Here is an 18,683-nt window from a genome sequence, read left to right as displayed (position 1 = left end):
TTCTGCCGTGTATGCTGTCGTTCTACCCGCATAACGGGTGATGAAAGGGTGCAAACCGTTTCGTTGGTTTCTGCAAACCGGCCGTTTTCTCTTCCTGATTTTTCAGTCAATCCTTTCTTTTAGCGCGTATTATGCTGAATGCCATCATTCATTTTTCCATTCACAACAAACTCATTGTTGGCCTGTTTGTGCTGGCGTTGGTGGGGTGGGGCGCCTGGTCGGTGACCCAACTGCCCATCGACGCGGTGCCGGATATTACAAACAACCAGGTGCAGGTGATCACGAGCAGTCCGTCGCTGGCGGCTGAGGACATCGAGCGACTCGTGACATTTCCGATTGAAGTCAGCCTGTCGAATATTCCGGGCATCACCGAGCTGCGGTCGTTTTCGCGCTTCGGCCTGTCGATCGTAACCGTCGTGTTCACCGACGCAACGGACGTTTACTGGGCTCGTCAGCAGATTGCCGAACGCTTGCAAAATGTGGTGGGGGAGATTCCGCCCGGCGTTGGAACGCCCGTCATGGCCCCCGTCACCACGGGTTTGGGCGAAATTTTCCAGTATACGGTTTTGGCCAAAAAAGGCTACGAAACCAAATACTCACTCTCCGACCTGCGCACCATTCAGGACTGGACCATCCGGCGCGGCTTGCTCGGAACCCCCGGTGTGGCCGATATCAGCGGTTTTGGGGGGCTGTTGAAACAATACGAGATCGAGGTCGATCCCGACCGGCTGCGGAGCATGGGCGTCACGATTACCGATATTTTCAATGCCCTGGAGCAGAATAACCAGAACACGGGCGGGGCTTATATCGACAAAAAGCCCAACGCCTATTTCATTCGCTCCGACGGCCTGATTCGTTCGACCAGCGACATTGCCGACATCGTTGTCCGGCTGAACGAACAGTCGTTACCCGTTCGGATTCGCGATGTGGCGCAGGTCAACCGCGGTTCGGCGGTGCGCTACGGGGCCGTCACCCGCAACGGCGAGGGTGAAACCGTGGGGGCCGTCGTGATGATGATCAAAGGCGAAAATTCATCGGCGGTCATTAAACGGGTGAAGGAAAAGATCGCCGAAATTCAGAAAACGCTGCCCGAAGGGGTGCAGATCGTGCCGTTTCTGGACCGGACCAAAATGGTTAACAGCGCCATTGGAACCGTGGAGCGCAACCTGCTGGAAGGCGCTACCATCGTCATTTTTGTGCTGGTATTGATGTTGGGCAACTTCCGCGCGGGGTTTGTCGTAGCCTCCGTCATTCCGCTGGCGTTGCTGTTTGCCATTGCGATGATGAACCTCTTCGGCGTTTCGGGCAACCTGATGAGCCTCGGGGCCATCGACTTCGGGCTGATTGTGGACGGTGCCGTGATCATCGTCGAAGCAACACTGCACCACATTACCAACCGAAATAAAAACAAAACGCTGACCCAGGCCGAAATGGATGACGAAGTTTTCCAGTCGGCGGCCCGGATTCGGTCGTCGGCGGCTTTTGGCGAAATCATCATTTTGATTGTTTACCTGCCAATTCTGGCCCTGTCGGGCATCGAGGGCAAGATGTTTCGGCCGATGGCCCTGACCGTTGCGTTTGCCATTCTGGGGGCTTTCATCCTGTCGCTGACCTACGTGCCGATGATTTCGGCCTTGATGTTGAACAAGAAAATCGTCCACAAAGAAACGTTCTCAGACAAGATCATGAAACAGATTCAGCGGTTTTACGAACCCGTTCTGCTGTCGGCCCTGAAACACCGGCTCATGATTCTGGTCAGTGCCGTTGCCCTGCTGGCCGTTGCGGTTTTTCTCTTCAACCGCATGGGCGGAGAGTTTATTCCCCAACTTGACGAAGGCGACTTTGCCGTCGATACGCGAACGTTGACAGGCAGTTCGCTTTCCGAAACCGTGGACGCCACCCTGAAGGCCGAGCGCATTTTGCTCAAACAGTTTCCGGAAGTCGAGCAGGTGGTGGCCAAAGTCGGCTCCGGTGAGATTCCAACCGACCCGATGCCGATTGAGGCTTCCGATTTGATGGTGATTCTGAAACCGCGTGATCAGTGGACGTCGGCCACCACCCGCGACGAACTGGCTGGTAAAATGGCCGAAGCCCTCTCGGTGGTTCCGGGCGTTACGTTTGGCTTTCAACAGCCGGTGCAGATGCGGTTTAACGAACTCATGACCGGCGCACGTCAGGATGTGGCCCTCAAAATTTACGGCGAAGACCTGGGCCAGTTGACCCAACTGGCCGGTCAGGTCGGCACCCTGATCGGGGGCATCGAGGGGGCTAAAGACCTTTACGTGGAGCAGGTGGGCGGTTTGTCCCAGATCGTGATCAAACTCGACCGGGCGCAGCTTGCCAAATTTGGCCTGAACGTAACCGACGTCAACCGGGTGATCAACACGGCTTTTGCCGGACAGTCAGCGGGCTTGGTGTTCGAAGGTGAAAAACGATTCGACCTCGTGGTTCGGCTGGCGGCCGACAAGCGGCAGAGCGTCGACGATGTGCGCAATGTGTATGTAACCACGCCAAAAGGTCCATCCGGCTCCGGCCAGCAACTCCCGCTGAGCCAGATTGCGCAGGTCACCATCGAACAGGCACCCAACCAGATTCAGCGGGACAATACCCACAGGCGCATCACGTTGGGGTTCAACGTTCGGGGGCGTGATGTGGAAAGTATCGTGACGGAATTGCAGCAAAAAGTCAATGCGCAGATTAAATTCCCCCCCGGTTATTCCATCACCTACGGCGGTCAGTTTCAGAATCTGGTAGATGCCAAACAGCGGCTGGCCATTGCCGTTCCGATTGCGCTGGCGCTGATTTTTGCCCTGCTGTTTTTTACGTTTGGCTCCATTCGACAGAGCCTGCTGATTTTTATGGCCATTCCGATGGCGGCCATTGGGGGCGTGTTTGCCCTGATGCTGCGCGGCATGCCCTTCAGTATTTCGGCAGGAGTCGGGTTCATCGCGCTCTTCGGTGTGGCGGTTTTGAACGGTATTGTGTTGATTGCCGAGTTCAACCGCCTTCGTCACGAAGAAGGGCTGACCGACCTGACCGAAATCATCCGGCTGGGGGCGGAGGTTCGGCTGCGGCCGGTGATCATGACGGCGTTGGTGGCTTCGTTCGGTTTTATTCCGATGGCGATTTCCAATTCCGCCGGGGCTGAAGTGCAAAAACCGCTGGCGACCGTCGTCATCGGCGGATTGCTGACAGCTACGTTGCTGACGCTGATTGTTTTACCGATCCTATATTCCCTGTCGGAGAAAAAAGCCGTAGCGAAAGAAGCAGAAGCGGCTAAAAAACCGGGGGGACCGAAAACCGTTGTAACCGCCACCGTTGGAATCCTGTTGCTGATGGCGTCCGTCGGCTGGGCGCAACCGGCAAGCCAGGCCAACATTTCCAGACAAACGCTGACGCTCGATCAGGCGTTGCAGCAGGCCGGTAGCCGCAACGCACAGCTTCAGATCGCGGGTTTGACGGTCAGCCAGCAACAGGCACTCCGGCGAACGGCCTACGATGCCGGACGGTTTTCGGCTACGGCAATGTTGGGCCAGTACAACACCCGGCGGTTCGATAACAACCTGACCCTGACGCAAGCCATCCCCAACCCAACCCTAATGCGACGACTGGCCGAACAAAATGACCAGACCGTTCGGGTGCAGGAAGCGGGTGTGACGGTGACGCGTCACGACGTGCAGTACCAGGTTCGGTCGGTTTATTACGAAATCAATTATCTATACCAGAAAAACCGTTTGTTTCAGGAACAGGATACGGTTTTGGCGGAATTTGTGAAAGCGGCCAACCTCCGGTTCAAAACCGGGGAGACGGGCAGCCTGGAAAAAGCCACCGCCGAAAGCCAGCGGGCCGACCAGCGCGTGCGGCTCGCCCAGAACGATGCCAGTCTGATGGCCAGCCGCACCCGGTTGCAAACCCTGCTTTACAGTCCGCAGCCCGTTGACGTTAGCCCCGAACCATTGCCCAAGCTCTCGCTGTCGGTGATGACGGATAGCTTGACGGCTTCACGCAATCCGCTGTTGCGCCAGCTTCAGGAGCAGATTCAGTGGGCTGGGCAAAACCGGCAGGTCGAGCAGGCGCGTCTCAAGCCCGAGTTTTCGGTGGGATTGTTCAGCCAGACGCTCATCGGAAATCAACTCATCAACGGGCAGGAATTGTATTTCGGGGCCGGACACCGGTTCTACGGCGGGCAAATCGGCGTTTCGTTTCCGTTGCTGGGGCAAGCGCAGAAAGCGCGGGTCAATGCCGCCCGACTGGGCGAGCAAATTGCGCAAGCCGACTGGCAGAACCAGCGTTTTTTTCTCGATCAGCAGGTGAAGCAGGCGGTGCAGCAATTTGACCAGTACCGGACGGCCCTGGCCTATTACGAAGAAAGTGGACTGCCTCAGGCTGCGCTCATCCAGTCTAACGCCCGGCGGGCTTTCAGTGGGGGCGACATTGGCTACGTGGAGTTTTCGCTGGCCTTGCAGCAGGCGCTGACGATCCGCTCCAATTACCTCGACCTGCTTCATCAATACAATCAATCGGTTCTTTCCATCCATTATCTGCTCGGCAATCCCTGATCATGCAAACAATAGGTAAAGTATACGAAACTCAATGGATTAAAAGTCAGTGCTTTGTACTGGTGTTACTGGTTGGGCTGCTCGGTGTGTCGGGTTGCGGCTCGGCCGGGGGGGAAGGCGATGCCGCCCAGGCCGAACAGCCGCTCACGTCGTCGTTCACCGAAGCCGCGGGGGATTCGACCCAGACGGAACCGGTGTTGGTTTCGCTGACGCAGGCGCAATATGACGTGGCCGCCATTCAACTCGGGCAGCCCGTTCTGCGACCGCTGAGCACCACCCTGAAAGTAAATGGAATGCTCGACGTACCGGCGCAGCAAGTGGTGTCCGTTTCCATCCCGTTCGGCGGTTATATCCGGCAAATCAAGCTCGAACCGGGCATGCGCGTCCGGAAAGGCCAGACGCTGGTGGTACTCGAAAATCCGGAATACATTCAGTTTCAGCAGGATTACCTCGACACCAAAGCCAAACTGGATTACGCCGATCTGGAGTATGCCCGGCAGCAGGAGCTGAGTCGCGACAACGTCAATGCCCTGAAGGTTTTCCAGCAGATCCGTTCCAGCCGGCAGAGTTTGCAGGCCCAACTGGCGGGTATGGCGCAGCGGCTGGCTCTGTTGCGGATCGATCCGGCCAAACTCAGCCCCGGTCAGTTGACGCGGCTGGTGGCGATTCCGTCGCCGGTGTCCGGTTTTGTTACCAACGTTCCCGTCAACAACGGCCGGTTTGTGAATCCCGCCGATGTGGTCGTCGAGATCACCAACATCGATCATATGCACGTTCAGTTGAGTATTTTCGAGAAAGACCTCAACCGGATTCACACCGGACAAACGGTGCGCTTCGGCGTTGGGGGCGATTCGGCACCGAACCACCGGGGGACGATTTTTCTGATTGGTAAATCGCTCTCGGCCGACCGCACGGTTTCCGTTTTGGCCCATCCCGACGCGTATGACGACGGTTTTATTCCGGGCGGCTACGTAACGGCGGAGGTCGACGTGAAAACCCAACCCCTGCCTGCTTTGCCCGAGTCGGCGGTGGTTAGCTTTGGAGGACAGACGTTTGTGTATGCATTGGAAAAGAGACAGACGAATCCGGTTTCGTATGCGTTCCGGCAGGTTGGTGTGAAAACCGGGGTCCGGGAAAACGGGTACATTGCGATTACGTTGCCGCCGGAAGTCAATCCGCAGCAAACGCCCATCGTTGTCAACGGAGCCTACAGCTTGTTGTCCAAACTGAATAACAGCGAGGAGGAATAAGAAAACAGGTCATCAGTATAGCGTCATCCGGTAGTCTACAGCGGCCATTGGATAAGAGAATGGTGAAATCTATTCAATAGATTCATTGATTAATTGAGCATTTTTTATCTTGCTCCTACTTATTTGCACAGGTGAATGGAAAAAAAAGAATTTAAAGCAAAGGTGTTCGGCGAATTGGCCGGGCTGGCAAAAGCATTGGCCCATCCGTTCCGCCTGCAAATAATTGACTTGTTGGCCCAAAGCAGTCGGACCGTCGAGGAAATTGCGGCCCAATTGAGTCTCAGCACGGCTAACGCATCGCAGCATTTGCAGATTCTGAAAGGCGTCAATCTGGTTCATGTCCGGAAAGAAGGCCATTATGCGCATTACTACCTGGCCGACACCAAAGTAGTTGCGCTGTGGCAATCCCTGCGCGAACTGGGCATGGAGCGCCTGGCGGAAATTGAACGAACGCTGCACGATTTTCGGTCGCAGAAACACGCCTTTCAGGCGGTTACGATCAATGAACTGTTGAAGAAAATAGAGCAGGACAATGTGGTGATTCTGGATGTCAGACCGGAAAAGGAATTCCGGGCAGGACACATTCCCCGCGCTCTGTCGATTCCAATCGATCAGCTTCTGGAACGGATCGCAGGGTTGCCTTCGGAGCGCGAGGTGGTGGTCTACTGCCGGGGACCTTTCTGTGTTTATGCGGACGAAGCGGTGGAATTGCTTCAAAACCAAGGGTTTGCGGCCAGTCGACTCGAAGAGGGTTTTCCCGACTGGAAAAGCCGTCAGCTCCCGTTTTACGCCATTCCCGATTAACATCCGGCCCAGTTCATCGTAAAACAGAGAAACCCGCTACCCCAGAATTTTGGTTCATGACCGCTACGGCAATGTATATTTCGCGTGAAGAATACGATCGTCAGCCGCTCATGATTCGCCAGGGAGCCATCGAACTCTGGGGGGTGTTGCTGGCCCGTAGTGTAGATTGCTGCCGGACCCGGTATTTATACAGTTTCAACGCGTTCTACGTGGAGATGTGTTACGATACTCTGAATGGAAAACTGACTTGCATCTGTTCTTTTTCGCGAATCGAGCGGCTGGATCGGTATATCAGTCAGATCGACTTTAATCAATTTGGTATTACACTAGCGTAAATCATTTGAAAAATTCACTTACCGGTTGTGTTTTTATCGCTGACGACGATGAGGATGACCGTTTTCTACTACAATTCGCTTTTGAGGAACTGGGGTTTGACTCCGCACCAACATTTGCCATCGACGGATTGGATTTGCTCCATATGTTGTTGGATTCAGAAGTAAATCCCGCGTTGATTATTCTGGATATCAACATGCCCCGGCTGGATGGTTTTGAAACACTCAAGATATTGCGCAGCAAGAAAATGTATCAGAGCACCCCGATTGTGATGCTCACCACCTCGGTTCAGGAGTCGGACCGGCAACGCGCCAGCGACCTGGGGGCCAATGCGTATCTGATCAAACCGTCGACCATCGAAGAGCTGAAGAAGACGGTTTTTCGGCTGGTGTCGGACTGGAAGCTATCCCCCGATTGCTAAAAAACGCCTGTCCGGTAGTAGAATTCATAAACGAACTGAACCGTTATGCGCAACGTCCTCTGGTTTATTGTCCTGCTGATGACAAGCCTCCTGGGTGTCGCAGCCTACGGAATGTCGGTTGTAGACTGGGTGCAGGACGTTCGAACCGGCGTCTACCAGCAAAACCGGGTGGAGGGCATTCTGGAGACGGGCGCTCAGATTCTGTACCTTTCCTGCGCGGTTCGCTTTTTGCGGAGCCTCATAAACAGGCTTTGAGGGCCGCGAGGGATGAAAAAGGGAAGTCGATGGCTGCAAAACCGCCTGCTGCCGACTGTAAGGTCGGGCGACCGACCGTACAATTGGCAGGGCATGATCTTTTAAAAATGGTTTCATTCGTGACTGGTAACAACTGATACTTAGCGCACTAATGATCCAAAATGAATCCTGCAAAACTACCTGTAACGGACAAAACCACGATGCGGGCCGGCGTCTACACAGCCTATGGCCCTCCCGAAATCGTTCAAATCAAAGACGTCGCCAGACCCGTTCCGAAGCAGAATGAGGTCCTGATCAAAGTTCATGCGACTACTGTAAACCGCACTGATTGCGGGTTTCGAAGTGCCGAATACTTCATCGTTCGGTTTTTCAGCGGGTTGTTTCGCCCCAGACAACCCATTTTAGGGAACGAATTTGCCGGGGAGGTCACCGAAGTTGGCAAGGCAGTCACGGCATTTAAACCGGGCGACCGGGTTTTTGGGTACAACGACAGCCAGTTTGGCGCTCACGCCGGGTACATGGTGATGGCCGAGAATGACGCGATTGCGCCCATGCCGCCAGCGATGACCTACGAGGAAGCTGCCCCGATCACTGAAGGCGGGCATTATGCGCTTTGCGATATTCGGGCGGCCAAAATCCGGAAGGGGCAAGCCGTTCTGATCAATGGCGCAACCGGTGCCATCGGATCGGCTGCTGTCCAACTGGTCAAGGTCCTGGGGGCATCCGTTACGGCGGTTTGCGATACAAAAAACATTGCGCTTGTGAAATCACTGGGGGCCGATGTGGTCATTGATTACACGAAAGAGGACTTCACCAAACGAAGCCATACGTTTGACGTGGTGTTTGATGCGGTCGGCAAAAGTTCGTTTGGAAAGTGTAAACCGCTGCTGAAAACAGGGGGCGTCTACCTGTCGACCGAGCTGGGATACCTGTCCCAAAATCCGTTTCTTGCCCTGATAACGCCGTTTGTGGGTAGCAAAAAAGTGTTGTTTCCCATTCCAACCATCAGCCAGGCCGATGTGCTTTACCTGAAAAAACTGGTCGAAACCGGTCAATACAAACCGGTGATCGACCGGCGTTATCCTTTAGAGCAGCTAGTGGATGCGTATCGGTATGTAGAAACCGGACAAAAGGTTGGCAATGTGGTGATTACGGTAAATCATCATTAACCATAAATGTAAAATGTTGAATTCTAAATGTAAAAGTGGGCAACAGCAGTGTACTTTTACATTTATAATTTCCATCACCCGCGCTTACTAAAAACAGATCAATCAGTGCATCAACTGCTCCCGCTTTTCCCGATTGGATGAGGCAGAACGGGTGAAAACCAGTTCGGTTTTCAGTTCCGGTTTTGCGCTGTCGAGCATCCGGGCCAGGGTGGATTCCACCGTAGGCCGGTCATCGTCGAAATCGCCGTGGTGGAGCGAGGTCGACCGCTTCTTCGGGTCTTTCGATTCGTTGTTGGGCGACTGAACCCAATCGACATTTTTGGCTTTAAAGAGATCGGACAGGCTCTGATCAAAGTAATCTTTATCGGTTTTGTCCAGCGCTTTCGCGATGAATTTTGCCATACCGAGAATGGGTTCTCCTTCGCGGAAAAACGGAATTCGACCTTTGGTTTCAAACGCATTCGAGACCAGATACAGCAGCGATTTGTTGTAAATCCGGGCGCAATGGTCGTCCTGTTCGGCCTGGTCAGTCAGCGTATAGAGCGCAAACCGGTTGATTTTTTTGGTTTTCAGGGCTGGCACATACGCTTCCTTGAACAGTTTGACCGTGCAGGCCGGTGCCCAGAGGGTGCAGGATTCGATCTTCAGCCCAAACTCGTTCGTGAGTGCCTGAATGAACGGGGCGTGAAAAATACTACCGGCACTGTGTCCGACAATATGAATTTCCAGATCCGTCTGTTTCGCCAGTTTGGCAATTTCCTGCAGGGCAATTCGCGCCCCACCGTTCGACTTCGTCGTGGCTAGGGAGGCATTTTCCTTCATTTCGTCCCATTGCATTTTCCCCATCAACATCCGCGCCACCGGTTCCAGCGCGTCGTCGAGCCGGTCCAGCATAAAGTCCTTGCTGGCGTCCAGAATGCCTTCGGGGCGACGGCGTTTGAGGGCATCCTGCAAAATGTTGGTGGTCGTTGTCCAGAAATCGGTGTGCCAGATGAACGAAACCGGATATACTTCGGCGTCCATCAGCGCGGCCCGGTAATCGGCCAGCCGCTGCACGGCAGATTCTTCCCCGACCAGTCCGCCGTGTGCGTATAGGAGCAACCGTTTCTTTTTCCAGGTCTGCGTTACCCGCAGAAAATCGTCCTGAAAAATCGTTCTCACTTCATCGGCCGAGGTTCCGAAGCTACCGCCTTCGTTCAGCTTGCCGTCGTTGCCAATGCTAATGATGTGCGGACGCAGGTCGGCAAAGGCGTAGGCGTTCGATTTGCCGGAGGTGGCCGAATTGCTGATGGCGATGGACTGTGGTTTATAGAGCATCACGGGCGCACCCAGGCGGGCAACCCAGACATCGGTGCCGTGGGTGAGCCAGTCGTCATACGAAATCTGGGCAAAACCGCCCTTGCCCCAATCCGGCCCCCACGAATTCTGAATCCAGAAACCGTTCTGGTCATAAGCAACGATCGCAAAGGCATGACCACCAAGGGTTTTCTCCGGAAAGGAAATCAAACCGTCCGCACCGACCTTCTCCCATCCCTCGTGAACGGTTGCCGTTGCATACAGAATGCCGACTTCGGCCATCGCGGTGTGCATCGATACCAGGTCTTTGTGATTCACCCGGTAATAGGCTCCCAGGGGGCGGTTGAGGGCGTCGGAGGTTCGTTGTTCCGTCAATCGCTCGTTCTGGGCCGCTGCCTGATACGGCCAGTGTTCGTCGGCGCAAATCCCGTGTTTGTGCCAGCCTTTCATGGCACCCCGCGCACTCGATCCGCTGTATTCTTCGCCGGGCCACTCGTCGTAGCGCCGGGCCATTTCGTAAAGCATCCGCGCACTGACCGGATTGGGATCGGCTACCACCTTCCGTCGGCGCAGCAGATAATTGGCAACGGTGGCTAGTCCGAACCCCGTACAGGCGCCTTCCTGACCCTGGTCGAGAATGGGCACCTCCCAGGCCAGGTAGTCGTTGAGCGTGATCTTGATCGGTACTTCATACAGGTTGGGGACGTAGATTTTGTCGCGAAAATCCAGGGTGTCGGGTCGCGCGTTGTAGGTGCGTTCGACGGAGTTGGTTGGGGCAGACATGAGGAGTTAAGCGTTAGGAGTGAAGAGTTAATGGGGATTCAGGGGGCTTTTCGGGCCTGGGCTTCCAGGATTAATTGTAACTGAGCTTTTGATTCAGTAACATGTTCGTAACTGCCTTGCCCTAAGGTGGCTAACTTTTTCAGGTTGGCCGAATTAACCACATTTCGGCTAAAGGTTAACACTGTAAGATTGATGTCTTTACGGGCTGATTGTTCGACTAATTCATACACCGGTTCGCTGATCGGGAATTCGCCATCGGTGGCCAGAATAATCCGGTTATTTCCCCAGGGAATAAAGTGCTTTTCGGCCAGTTTATAGGCGGTTTTGATGCCGTCGTTGCCGTCGGTTTCGCCGGTCGACCGCAGTTGGTCGATGGCGTGGGCAATGTCGGCGGTTTTCGCCCCGGAGGTGGGTTGCAACACCACTTTGGCCTTCCCCGAATATACGACGATGGAAACCTGGTCTTCGGGACGCAGCAGCGGCAGCAGCGATTTGATGGATTTTTTCAGCAAAGGCATCTTGTATGGCGACTCCATCGAAGCCGAAACATCCAGCAGCAGCACCATGTTGTTGGTGGCAAAACCGTCCAGTGTGGGAGCTGCTTCGGTGGGTGCGGGCGCGGGTGTTGGGAGAGAAACCGGTGCTGGAAGGGTCGGAACGGGTGCCGCCGGTTCAACTTTATCGGCAACCGGTTCGGTTTGTCTGGCGGTTACCGGTCGCCGGAACGCAAACAGATTGGGTTCCATGATTGTTTTCAGAACGCCGGTTTTGGCCAGTTCGCTGAACTTGTTGTATTGATAAACGAGCTCGTTGTTGTAGAAATAATAGAACGACTCGTAGGGATGAGAACCCGTCGGAGAAGCCGGTTTGACCGTTCGGGCCTTTTCAGCAAACCGCCCGGTATTTTCGGCCACATCTTCGTAGGGCGAATAGGGGCAAAGGCCGTTGCTGCGACCGTAGCGGGTCAGTCCTTTCAGATTTGTGTATTCATTCGTAATCAGCGACCGGCGGTTTTCTTCCAGCTTTTCCGTTGCGGGAAGCTGCGTGGTTTCGTTCCCGTAGTACGACCGAAGGCCGAACAAAACCGTCTTGTTGTCGTCAATGGCTTTCAGGAGCGCATTGCCGGCAAGGTGCCACGAACTGGCCGGATTCGCCGGTTTGTAGCTCTCGTGAATCCGCCGAACGTCATGATACAACTGCTCTTTTTTTTGATCAAACAGATCGAACAAAGTGGCGTATCGATCCAGAATGGCGTCAGAAAGCTTCAAACCGTCCTGTTCATACTGTTTTTCCTGCGTGTAGCCAATCAGTTCGATGCTAAGCCCATCCATTTCTTTCAGCATGTTCATCAGCACCTCCGTCTGCGAATTAATCGCGGTTCGGTACTCCGCCGGAATGGGTTTGCTGCCGTTGAGGAGAAGCTGGTAGTCGGCCAGCGGTAGTTTGTATTCCGTGTGCGAATACGTCAACTGACCCCGTCGCCGGTTGGGGTCTGGAAAGCGGTGGTATTCGGCCGACGACTGGTAGTTTCGCACCTGAACCTGGAGGTGATTCATCTGCCGAAGTGACTCGTTGATGAAGTCGATGTAGGCGTTCAGGGCGTGGAAAGTAACGTCGGAAGCCGGAGCCGCCGACGGTTTGGTTTTGAACGGAATCCGCGGCAAATCCCGGAAGGGTTCAGTACGGGCGGTTTTCTGCGCTGCCATTCCCGCAGATTCCAGAACAAAAACCGGGCAGAATTTGGGAAAATCCAGCAGGTGTTTGGTCGGGACACTGTACTTGACAAAGGCCTGGTAATACGACAGCAGATCGTTGTTGTAGTGATTGATCAGGCTCAGATACACGCGGTTGCCGTGTTGCGCCGACTTTTTGGCCTCAAAAGTATAGGTATTAATGGCGTCCTGTTTCAGACCCAGAATGGATTGCAGCGCATTTTTGAACGAACCGATCATACTGGAAGCCGGGTAGGCGATGGCCGACTCGTTTTTGCCAAAACCAGCCAGCACCTCGGCGTCGTGCAGCATGCTATCGCGGAGGCTATCCACGGGCCAGCCCGAAGGGGCTTCTTCGTTGAGGGAAAACGGCCAGGACGCCAGCGTTTGTTTTTCGCGAATCAGAATCTGGACCATTTCACGCTCCAGTTTCAGGTACGGATCGCTGGCGTCGTAAGGTTGGTAAACGCGGTAAATCCGTTGAATCTGGCGAAAAAAAGCGTCCCGTTTGCGGCTGATCTGCCCGGCCTGCTTCTGAAGGTCGGCCAGTAACGCATCCGATTTCTTCAAACCGTCGGGCTGGTAATCGTTCAGCCGGACGTAGGTTTCCAGCGCTTTTCCCGACTGGTCGAACGCTTCGAGCAATTGCCAGAGGGCTTCGGCTTCCCCGTTGAGCTGCTGGCTTTCCTGCGCACTGAGGCCGTTGTCGGTCGTTTCGAGGGCTTTTCGGTAGTAATAGTCTTCCAGTGGCCCCGACGACGACAGCCGGATTAGCGTACCCGACCGGGTGCGAAACTGCTTCGTGGCGGCATAATACGATTGCAGCACCTGCATCCGGTCAAAAACAACATCGACCGACTGATTCAGAAAGGCAACGTACTGATTGAGGGCCTGTTGGGGCGGTTTTTCTTCCGGATTGTACGAACTGTACGCGCCGAAAGCCAGGAGGGCTAGAAAAAGAGACGTGTTCATAATGGGGTGGGATGGTAGTAACGTTGTCGATTGGATTGCAAGATGTGACCTTTGAATCAAGTTTTGGTTACCGTTTACGAAATACCGCCAGCATAGTTTGTAAAACCCCCTTCAGCGTGGTAAGCTACATGGTGGCCCGCCCACCACGTAGGTGTTTAATCGTACTGGTTTGGAATGGACTGATTTAAACGAAATAACCGCCGGGTTGAATGTTTATCAGCCCACCGCTTTAGCTGTGGGAAATAGAAACGAAACCGAATCATTCCGGAACCGTTTTAACGGTTTTCGGGCCGATAAAACCGTTAAAACGGTTCTGTAGTAGGTGGAACTTTACGCTAAACCCACAGCTAAACCGGGCCGCTGGTGCGGCAGTGGGCTGATAAGCCAAATAATCGTACTGATTTGGAATTGAAATAGTGTAATCCTGCCCGTTTCGGTTTGAAATAAGGCTTTTTTATTTGAACGCGGCCCGGCGCAAGCGGTCGTTGACGGCCCGGCCCAGCCCGCTTTCGGGGAGCAGGTCGGTTATGATTACATCGACGTTTGACTGATCGAGAGCGCGCAGGGCCGCGAACAGGTTTTTGGCGGCTTCGGAAACGTCACCCGTAACCGACAGAATCTGCTGGTTCTCCAACGGAATCAGCCGGGTCATGGCGTCAAAGGCCAGCACCCCAATGCGCTCGGGCTGGTAGGTCGCCAGGGCTTGTTCCGGGGTTTTGAGAAAAAGCGGTTTGCGGGGCGCATAATGGCTGCTCAACATGCCCGGTGCCTTCGGGTTGGAGGTCGAGTGGCTGCGGACCGACACCTTTCCAACGATGGCTTCCAGTTTTTCCAGTGTCATGCCACCCAGTCGGTACACAATCGGCCCACCTTCGACAAACCCAATGATGGTCGATTCGATGCCGACTGTGGAGGGGCCGCCATCGAGCACATACGGAATCTGGTCGCCCAACTGATCGGCCACGTGCCGGGCGGTGGTGGGGCTGATGTAGCCGAAGGGGTTCGCACTCGGGGCTGCCAGTGGAAAATCGAGCATAGCCAGCAGTTTGAGGGCCAGCGGATGGTTGGGAATCCGGATTGCCACGTTTTCCAGCCCCGAGGTAACGAGATCGGGAATGATCGGTTTTTTGGGTAGTAAAATCGTCAGCGGGCCGGGCCAGAACCGCTCCGCGAGCCGACGCGCCGGTTCCGGAATCCGCGTCACGAACGACTCGACCTTGTCGATCGAATCGGTATGGACGATGAGTGGATCGAACGAAGGGCGATTTTTGACCCTGAAAATATCCAGAACAGCATCCGGATTCAGGGCGTTGCCCGCCAGTCCATACACGGTTTCGGTGGGCAATCCAATCACTTTTCCCGCTACCAGGAAGTCTTTTGCCTGCTGAACGTCTGTTCCAATTTGTACCATGTTGCAAAGGTACGATTTTGAAAAATAATTTTATTTTCCTGTCCGGTTTCCATTCCTTCGTTCGTCTTAGCGTCAAAAACCAAACAATCACGTTAAACCGCAGTATCACCAATGGAAAAATTTATGCTGATCTTCCACGGACAACAAATGGATGAAACCGCTTTTCAAGATCTGTCACCTGAAGATTTTCAGGCCGAAATCGAGAAATGGAACACCTGGATTGGCGGAATTGCCGCTCAGGGAAAGATGATCGGAAGCGAAGCGTTGTTGCCCGCCGGGAAAGTGCTGACCGACGGCGGCAAAGTGGTCACCGATGGCCCGTTCACGGAAGGCAAGGAAATCGTGGGCGGCTACATGCTCTTTACCGCCGACACCTTCGACGAAGCCATCGAACTGGCGCAAGGCTGCCCCCATTTTGAAACTGGCGGGAAAGTGGAAGTGCGGCAGATTCAGAAGTTTGAGTAAATGAAATTTCAAATGTAAAATGATGAACGCCAAATGTAAAAGTGAATGGCGTGTCCGGCTACTTTTACATTTGACGTTCATCATTTTACATTTGAAATTCCTTTAAAAATCCTTGTCATCTTCCGATTCTTCCCAACTCGTCGCGCACCTTTTCCGGCATGAAGCAGGCCGGATGGTTTCGGTATTGGCGGCCATGCTGGGGTTCGACCGGATTGAGCTGGCGGAGGATATTGTGCAGGATGCAATGGTGCAGGCCCTGCGAAGCTGGCCGTTTCAGGGCATTCCCGAGAACCCCTCGGCCTGGCTCTACCGGGTGGCGAAAAACAAGGCGCTGGACGTGGTTCGTCGTGAGAAGTTGTTCCGGCAAATCAGCGGAGAATGGGCGAGCGAACGGCAGGAAGAAGAAATGATGGAGCGGTTTTTTTTCGAAGACGAGATCAACGACAGCCAGTTGCGGATGCTGTTTGCCTGCTGCCATCCGTCGCTGCCGTTCGAGTCGCAGGTGGCGATGTGTCTGAAAATTCTCTGCGGGTTGAGCATTCGCGAGATTGCCAACGCTTTTCTGACCAGTGAAGAAACCATTACCAAACGGATTTACCGGGCCAAAGAGAAGATTCGTGCCAACGAAATCCGGCTGGAAGTGCCGACCGGGCCGCAGTTGCCCATCCGCGTGAATGCGGTTTTGAAAAGTATTTATCTGTTGTTTAATGAAGGCTACACCTCGTCGCACCCCGACACGCTCATCCGGCAGGATTTGTGCGAAGAAGCCATGCGCCTGACGTTGCTGCTCATCCAAACACCCCGGACGACCACCCCTTCGGCCCACGCGCTGCTGGCGTTGATGTGTTTCCAGGTCGCCCGCTTCGAAGCCCGGACGGATGCAACGGGGGCCATTGTGCTACTGAAAGACCAGGACCGGACACAATGGAACCGGGCGCTGATTGCGCAGGGAAAACGCCAACTGACGGCTTCGGCGGCAGGCAACGAACTCTCTGACTACCACCTCGAAGCCGCCATTGCCCTGCAGCATTGCCTGGCACCCACCTACGAGAAAACGGACTGGCCGACCATCCTCCGGTACTACGATTTGCTGCTCGACCGAAAACCTGGCCCCATTGTGGCCCTGAACCGGGCGGTCGCACTCGCCGAAGTAGACGGCCCGATGGAGGCTCTGCTGGCGGTTTTGCAAATCAAGGGGCTGGAGACGAATCAGTATTACCACGCCATACTGGGTGACCTCTATACCCAACTCCACCAGACCGATCGCGCCCGCCAGCATTACGACCGCGCCCTGCACCTCACCACGTCCGGAGCCGAAAAACAGCTGCTCCGCAAAAAAATCGAAACACTCCTGTAGTCTGCCGAACGGTTTTAGCAGTAATGATGGAAGTGGATAGTTGCTTTTCTGTTAAAAAAATGGATATTTATCCCTTTCGGTATTACTTTTAGCAGCGTATTCACGTAATCACTTCAGTGACCTACTCACTAAACCAAAATTCAATGGATGTTCCACAAATAAAAAAGGCAGCGAAAGTTTACGACGTTGTCATTGTTGGCTCGGGAGCCGGGGGCGGAATGGCGGCTTATCAGCTTTCCAAAGCGGGTGCCACGGTATGTTTGCTCGAAGCCGGAGGGTATTTCGATCCGGCTGATCCTAAGTATATTAACCAGTTAAAATGGGCGTATGAGTCGCCCCGTCGTGGTGCCGGAACAACGCGTGCGTTTGGTGATTTCGATGCGGCCTGGGGCGGTTGGGAAATTGAAGGTGAACCGTATTCGGCCGTCAAAGGCACCGAATTTCACTGGTTCCGTTCCCGGATGCTGGGCGGACGGACTAACCACTGGGGCCGGATTTCTCTGCGCATGGGTCCCGACGATTTCAAACGGAAAAGCTTGACGGGAATTGGAGAAGACTGGCCACTCAGCTACGACGATTACGCGCCCTATTACGACAAAGTAGATGACCTGATTGGGGTGTTCGGCTCTAAAGAAGGACTTCGGGATGCACCCGATGGCCGGTTTTTGCCACCTCCCAAACCGCGTCTGCACGAATTGATGATCAAGAAAGCCGGGAAGAGCATCGGTGTGCCGGTTATTCCCTCGCGGCTTTCGATTTTGACCAAACCCATTCACGACCGGGGCGGCTGTTTCTACTGCGCCCAGTGTGGCAGGGCCTGTCAGGCCTATGCCGACTTCTCGTCGTCGTCGGTCTTGTGTATTCCTGCGGTGAAAACCGGTCGGGTTACGCTGATCAACGGTGCGATGGCCCGTGAGGTGATTTCCGATCCGAAAACCGGTTTGGCAACCGGCGTTTCCTACGTCGATGTGCCGACCATGACCGAGCAGTCGGTGATGGGCAAGGTGGTGGTTCTGGCGGCCAGTACCTGCGAAACGGCACGTTTGCTGCTCAACTCCAAGTCGGCGCGTTTCCAGAACGGACTCGCCAATTCGAGCGGTGTGGTTGGAAAATACCTCAACGATTCAACGGGTGCTTCGCGCGGGGCCTTCATTCCGGCCCTGATGGATCGCAAGCGGTATAATGAAGATGGTGTGGGCGGTGCGCACGTCTATTCACCCTGGTGGCTCGACAACAAAAAACTGGATTTCCCACGCGGCTATCACATCGAATACGGTGGCGGTATGGGTATGCCGATGTACGGTTTTGGCTTTGGCATGGAAGGCCGGAACAGCATTGTGCCGGGTCGCGATGGCAAACCGAAAGCGGCTGGTGGCTACGGTGCGGATCTGAAAGACGATTTCCGCCGGTTCTACGGTGCCAACATCGGGATGGCCGGTCGGGGCGAACCCGTTCCGCTGGAAAGCAACTACTGTGAAATTGACCCGAACACGGTTGATAAATACGGGATTCCGACGCTGCGTTTCAACTACAAATGGGGCGAAGCGGAAATCAAGCAGGCCAAACACATGCAGGATACCTTCGAGGAAATCATTCATGCGATGGGCGGTATTGCGCTGGGTAAAAAACCAGGTCCGGAAACCAACTACGGTCTGGAGGCTCCCGGTAAAATTATCCACGAGATCGGTACGGCGCGGATGGGGAACGATCCGAAAAACTCGGTGCTGAACAAATATTCGCAGGCGCACGACGTCAAGAATCTGTTCGTGGTCGACGCGGCTGCTTTCCCGTCGCAGGGCGACAAAAACGTGACGTGGACGATCCTGGCCAACTCCTGGCGGACTTCCGACTACATCATCGATCAGGTCAAACAAAAGAATATCTAATTTATGGTAG

At 54.5% G+C, this 18,683-nt stretch carries 13 protein-coding genes; 10 read left to right on the top strand and 3 right to left on the bottom strand.

The genetic code is table 11. The annotated features are described in order from the left end of the window. Positions 1–131: 131 nt before the first annotated feature. The 7 genes from ACO064_RS00780 (at position 132) to ACO064_RS00750 (ending at position 8,791) form a co-directional block, all read left to right on the top strand. Positions 132–4,559, top strand: coding sequence for a CusA/CzcA family heavy metal efflux RND transporter (locus ACO064_RS00780; protein ID WP_421825527.1), 4,428 nt, complete (start codon positions 132–134; stop codon positions 4,557–4,559). A gap of 2 nt (positions 4,560–4,561) precedes the next feature. After that, positions 4,562–5,809 (top strand): efflux RND transporter periplasmic adaptor subunit, encoded by a 1,248-nt coding sequence (locus ACO064_RS00775; protein ID WP_421825526.1) that lies wholly within the window; start codon positions 4,562–4,564, stop codon positions 5,807–5,809. 135 nt (positions 5,810–5,944) lie between these two features. Further along, positions 5,945–6,613, top strand: coding sequence for an ArsR/SmtB family transcription factor (locus tag ACO064_RS00770; RefSeq protein ID WP_421825525.1), 669 nt, complete (start codon positions 5,945–5,947; stop codon positions 6,611–6,613). 56 nt (positions 6,614–6,669) lie between these two features. Continuing rightward, positions 6,670–6,948 (top strand): hypothetical protein, encoded by a 279-nt coding sequence (locus ACO064_RS00765; RefSeq protein ID WP_421825524.1) that lies wholly within the window; start codon positions 6,670–6,672, stop codon positions 6,946–6,948. A 5-nt stretch (positions 6,949–6,953) separates the two neighbouring features. Continuing rightward, entirely contained in the window at positions 6,954–7,367 is a 414-nt protein-coding gene (locus tag ACO064_RS00760; protein ID WP_421825523.1) for a response regulator, read from the top strand. Positions 7,368–7,412: 45 nt separating this feature from the next. Continuing rightward, positions 7,413–7,622, top strand: coding sequence for a hypothetical protein (locus ACO064_RS00755; RefSeq protein ID WP_421825522.1), 210 nt, complete (start codon positions 7,413–7,415; stop codon positions 7,620–7,622). A gap of 161 nt (positions 7,623–7,783) precedes the next feature. Then, on the top strand, positions 7,784–8,791 hold the full coding sequence (locus tag ACO064_RS00750) for an NAD(P)-dependent alcohol dehydrogenase (RefSeq protein WP_421825521.1): 1,008 nt from the start codon (positions 7,784–7,786) through the stop codon (positions 8,789–8,791). Positions 8,792–8,893: 102 nt separating this feature from the next. Here ACO064_RS00750 and ACO064_RS00745 read toward each other — a convergent pair whose 3' ends face one another. From ACO064_RS00745 to ACO064_RS00735, 3 genes are all read right to left on the bottom strand, one after another. Continuing rightward, positions 8,894–10,870, bottom strand: coding sequence for a C1 family peptidase (locus ACO064_RS00745; RefSeq protein ID WP_421825520.1), 1,977 nt, complete (start codon positions 10,868–10,870; stop codon positions 8,894–8,896). A gap of 38 nt (positions 10,871–10,908) precedes the next feature. Then, on the bottom strand, positions 10,909–13,554 hold the full coding sequence (locus tag ACO064_RS00740; RefSeq protein WP_421825519.1) for a vWA domain-containing protein: 2,646 nt from the start codon (positions 13,552–13,554) through the stop codon (positions 10,909–10,911). Between the two features lie 454 nt (positions 13,555–14,008). Continuing rightward, entirely contained in the window at positions 14,009–14,965 is a 957-nt protein-coding gene (locus ACO064_RS00735) for an L-threonylcarbamoyladenylate synthase (protein ID WP_421825518.1), read from the bottom strand. A 111-nt stretch (positions 14,966–15,076) separates the two neighbouring features. Between ACO064_RS00735 and ACO064_RS00730 the strand changes: the two genes are divergently transcribed. The 3 genes from ACO064_RS00730 to ACO064_RS00720 all read left to right on the top strand — a co-directional run bounded on the left by ACO064_RS00730 (position 15,077) and on the right by ACO064_RS00720 (position 18,673). Further along, positions 15,077–15,430 carry a YciI family protein gene (locus ACO064_RS00730; RefSeq protein WP_421825517.1) on the top strand — a complete coding sequence of 118 codons (354 nt, stop codon included), beginning with the start codon at positions 15,077–15,079 and terminating at the stop codon, positions 15,428–15,430. A 112-nt stretch (positions 15,431–15,542) separates the two neighbouring features. After that, positions 15,543–16,787 (top strand): RNA polymerase sigma factor, encoded by a 1,245-nt coding sequence (locus tag ACO064_RS00725; RefSeq protein ID WP_421825516.1) that lies wholly within the window; start codon positions 15,543–15,545, stop codon positions 16,785–16,787. A gap of 143 nt (positions 16,788–16,930) precedes the next feature. Next, a complete protein-coding gene (locus ACO064_RS00720) occupies positions 16,931–18,673 on the top strand; it encodes a GMC oxidoreductase (RefSeq protein WP_421825515.1) in 1,743 nt (580 codons plus the stop codon). Positions 18,674–18,683 lie beyond the last annotated feature (10 nt).

The organism is Larkinella sp. (genome assembly GCF_965227735.1).
Lineage (GTDB): Bacteria > Bacteroidota > Bacteroidia > Cytophagales > Spirosomataceae > Larkinella.
Note: the sequence above shows the minus strand (reverse complement) of the source record. Positions and strands in the feature narration are given on the sequence as shown.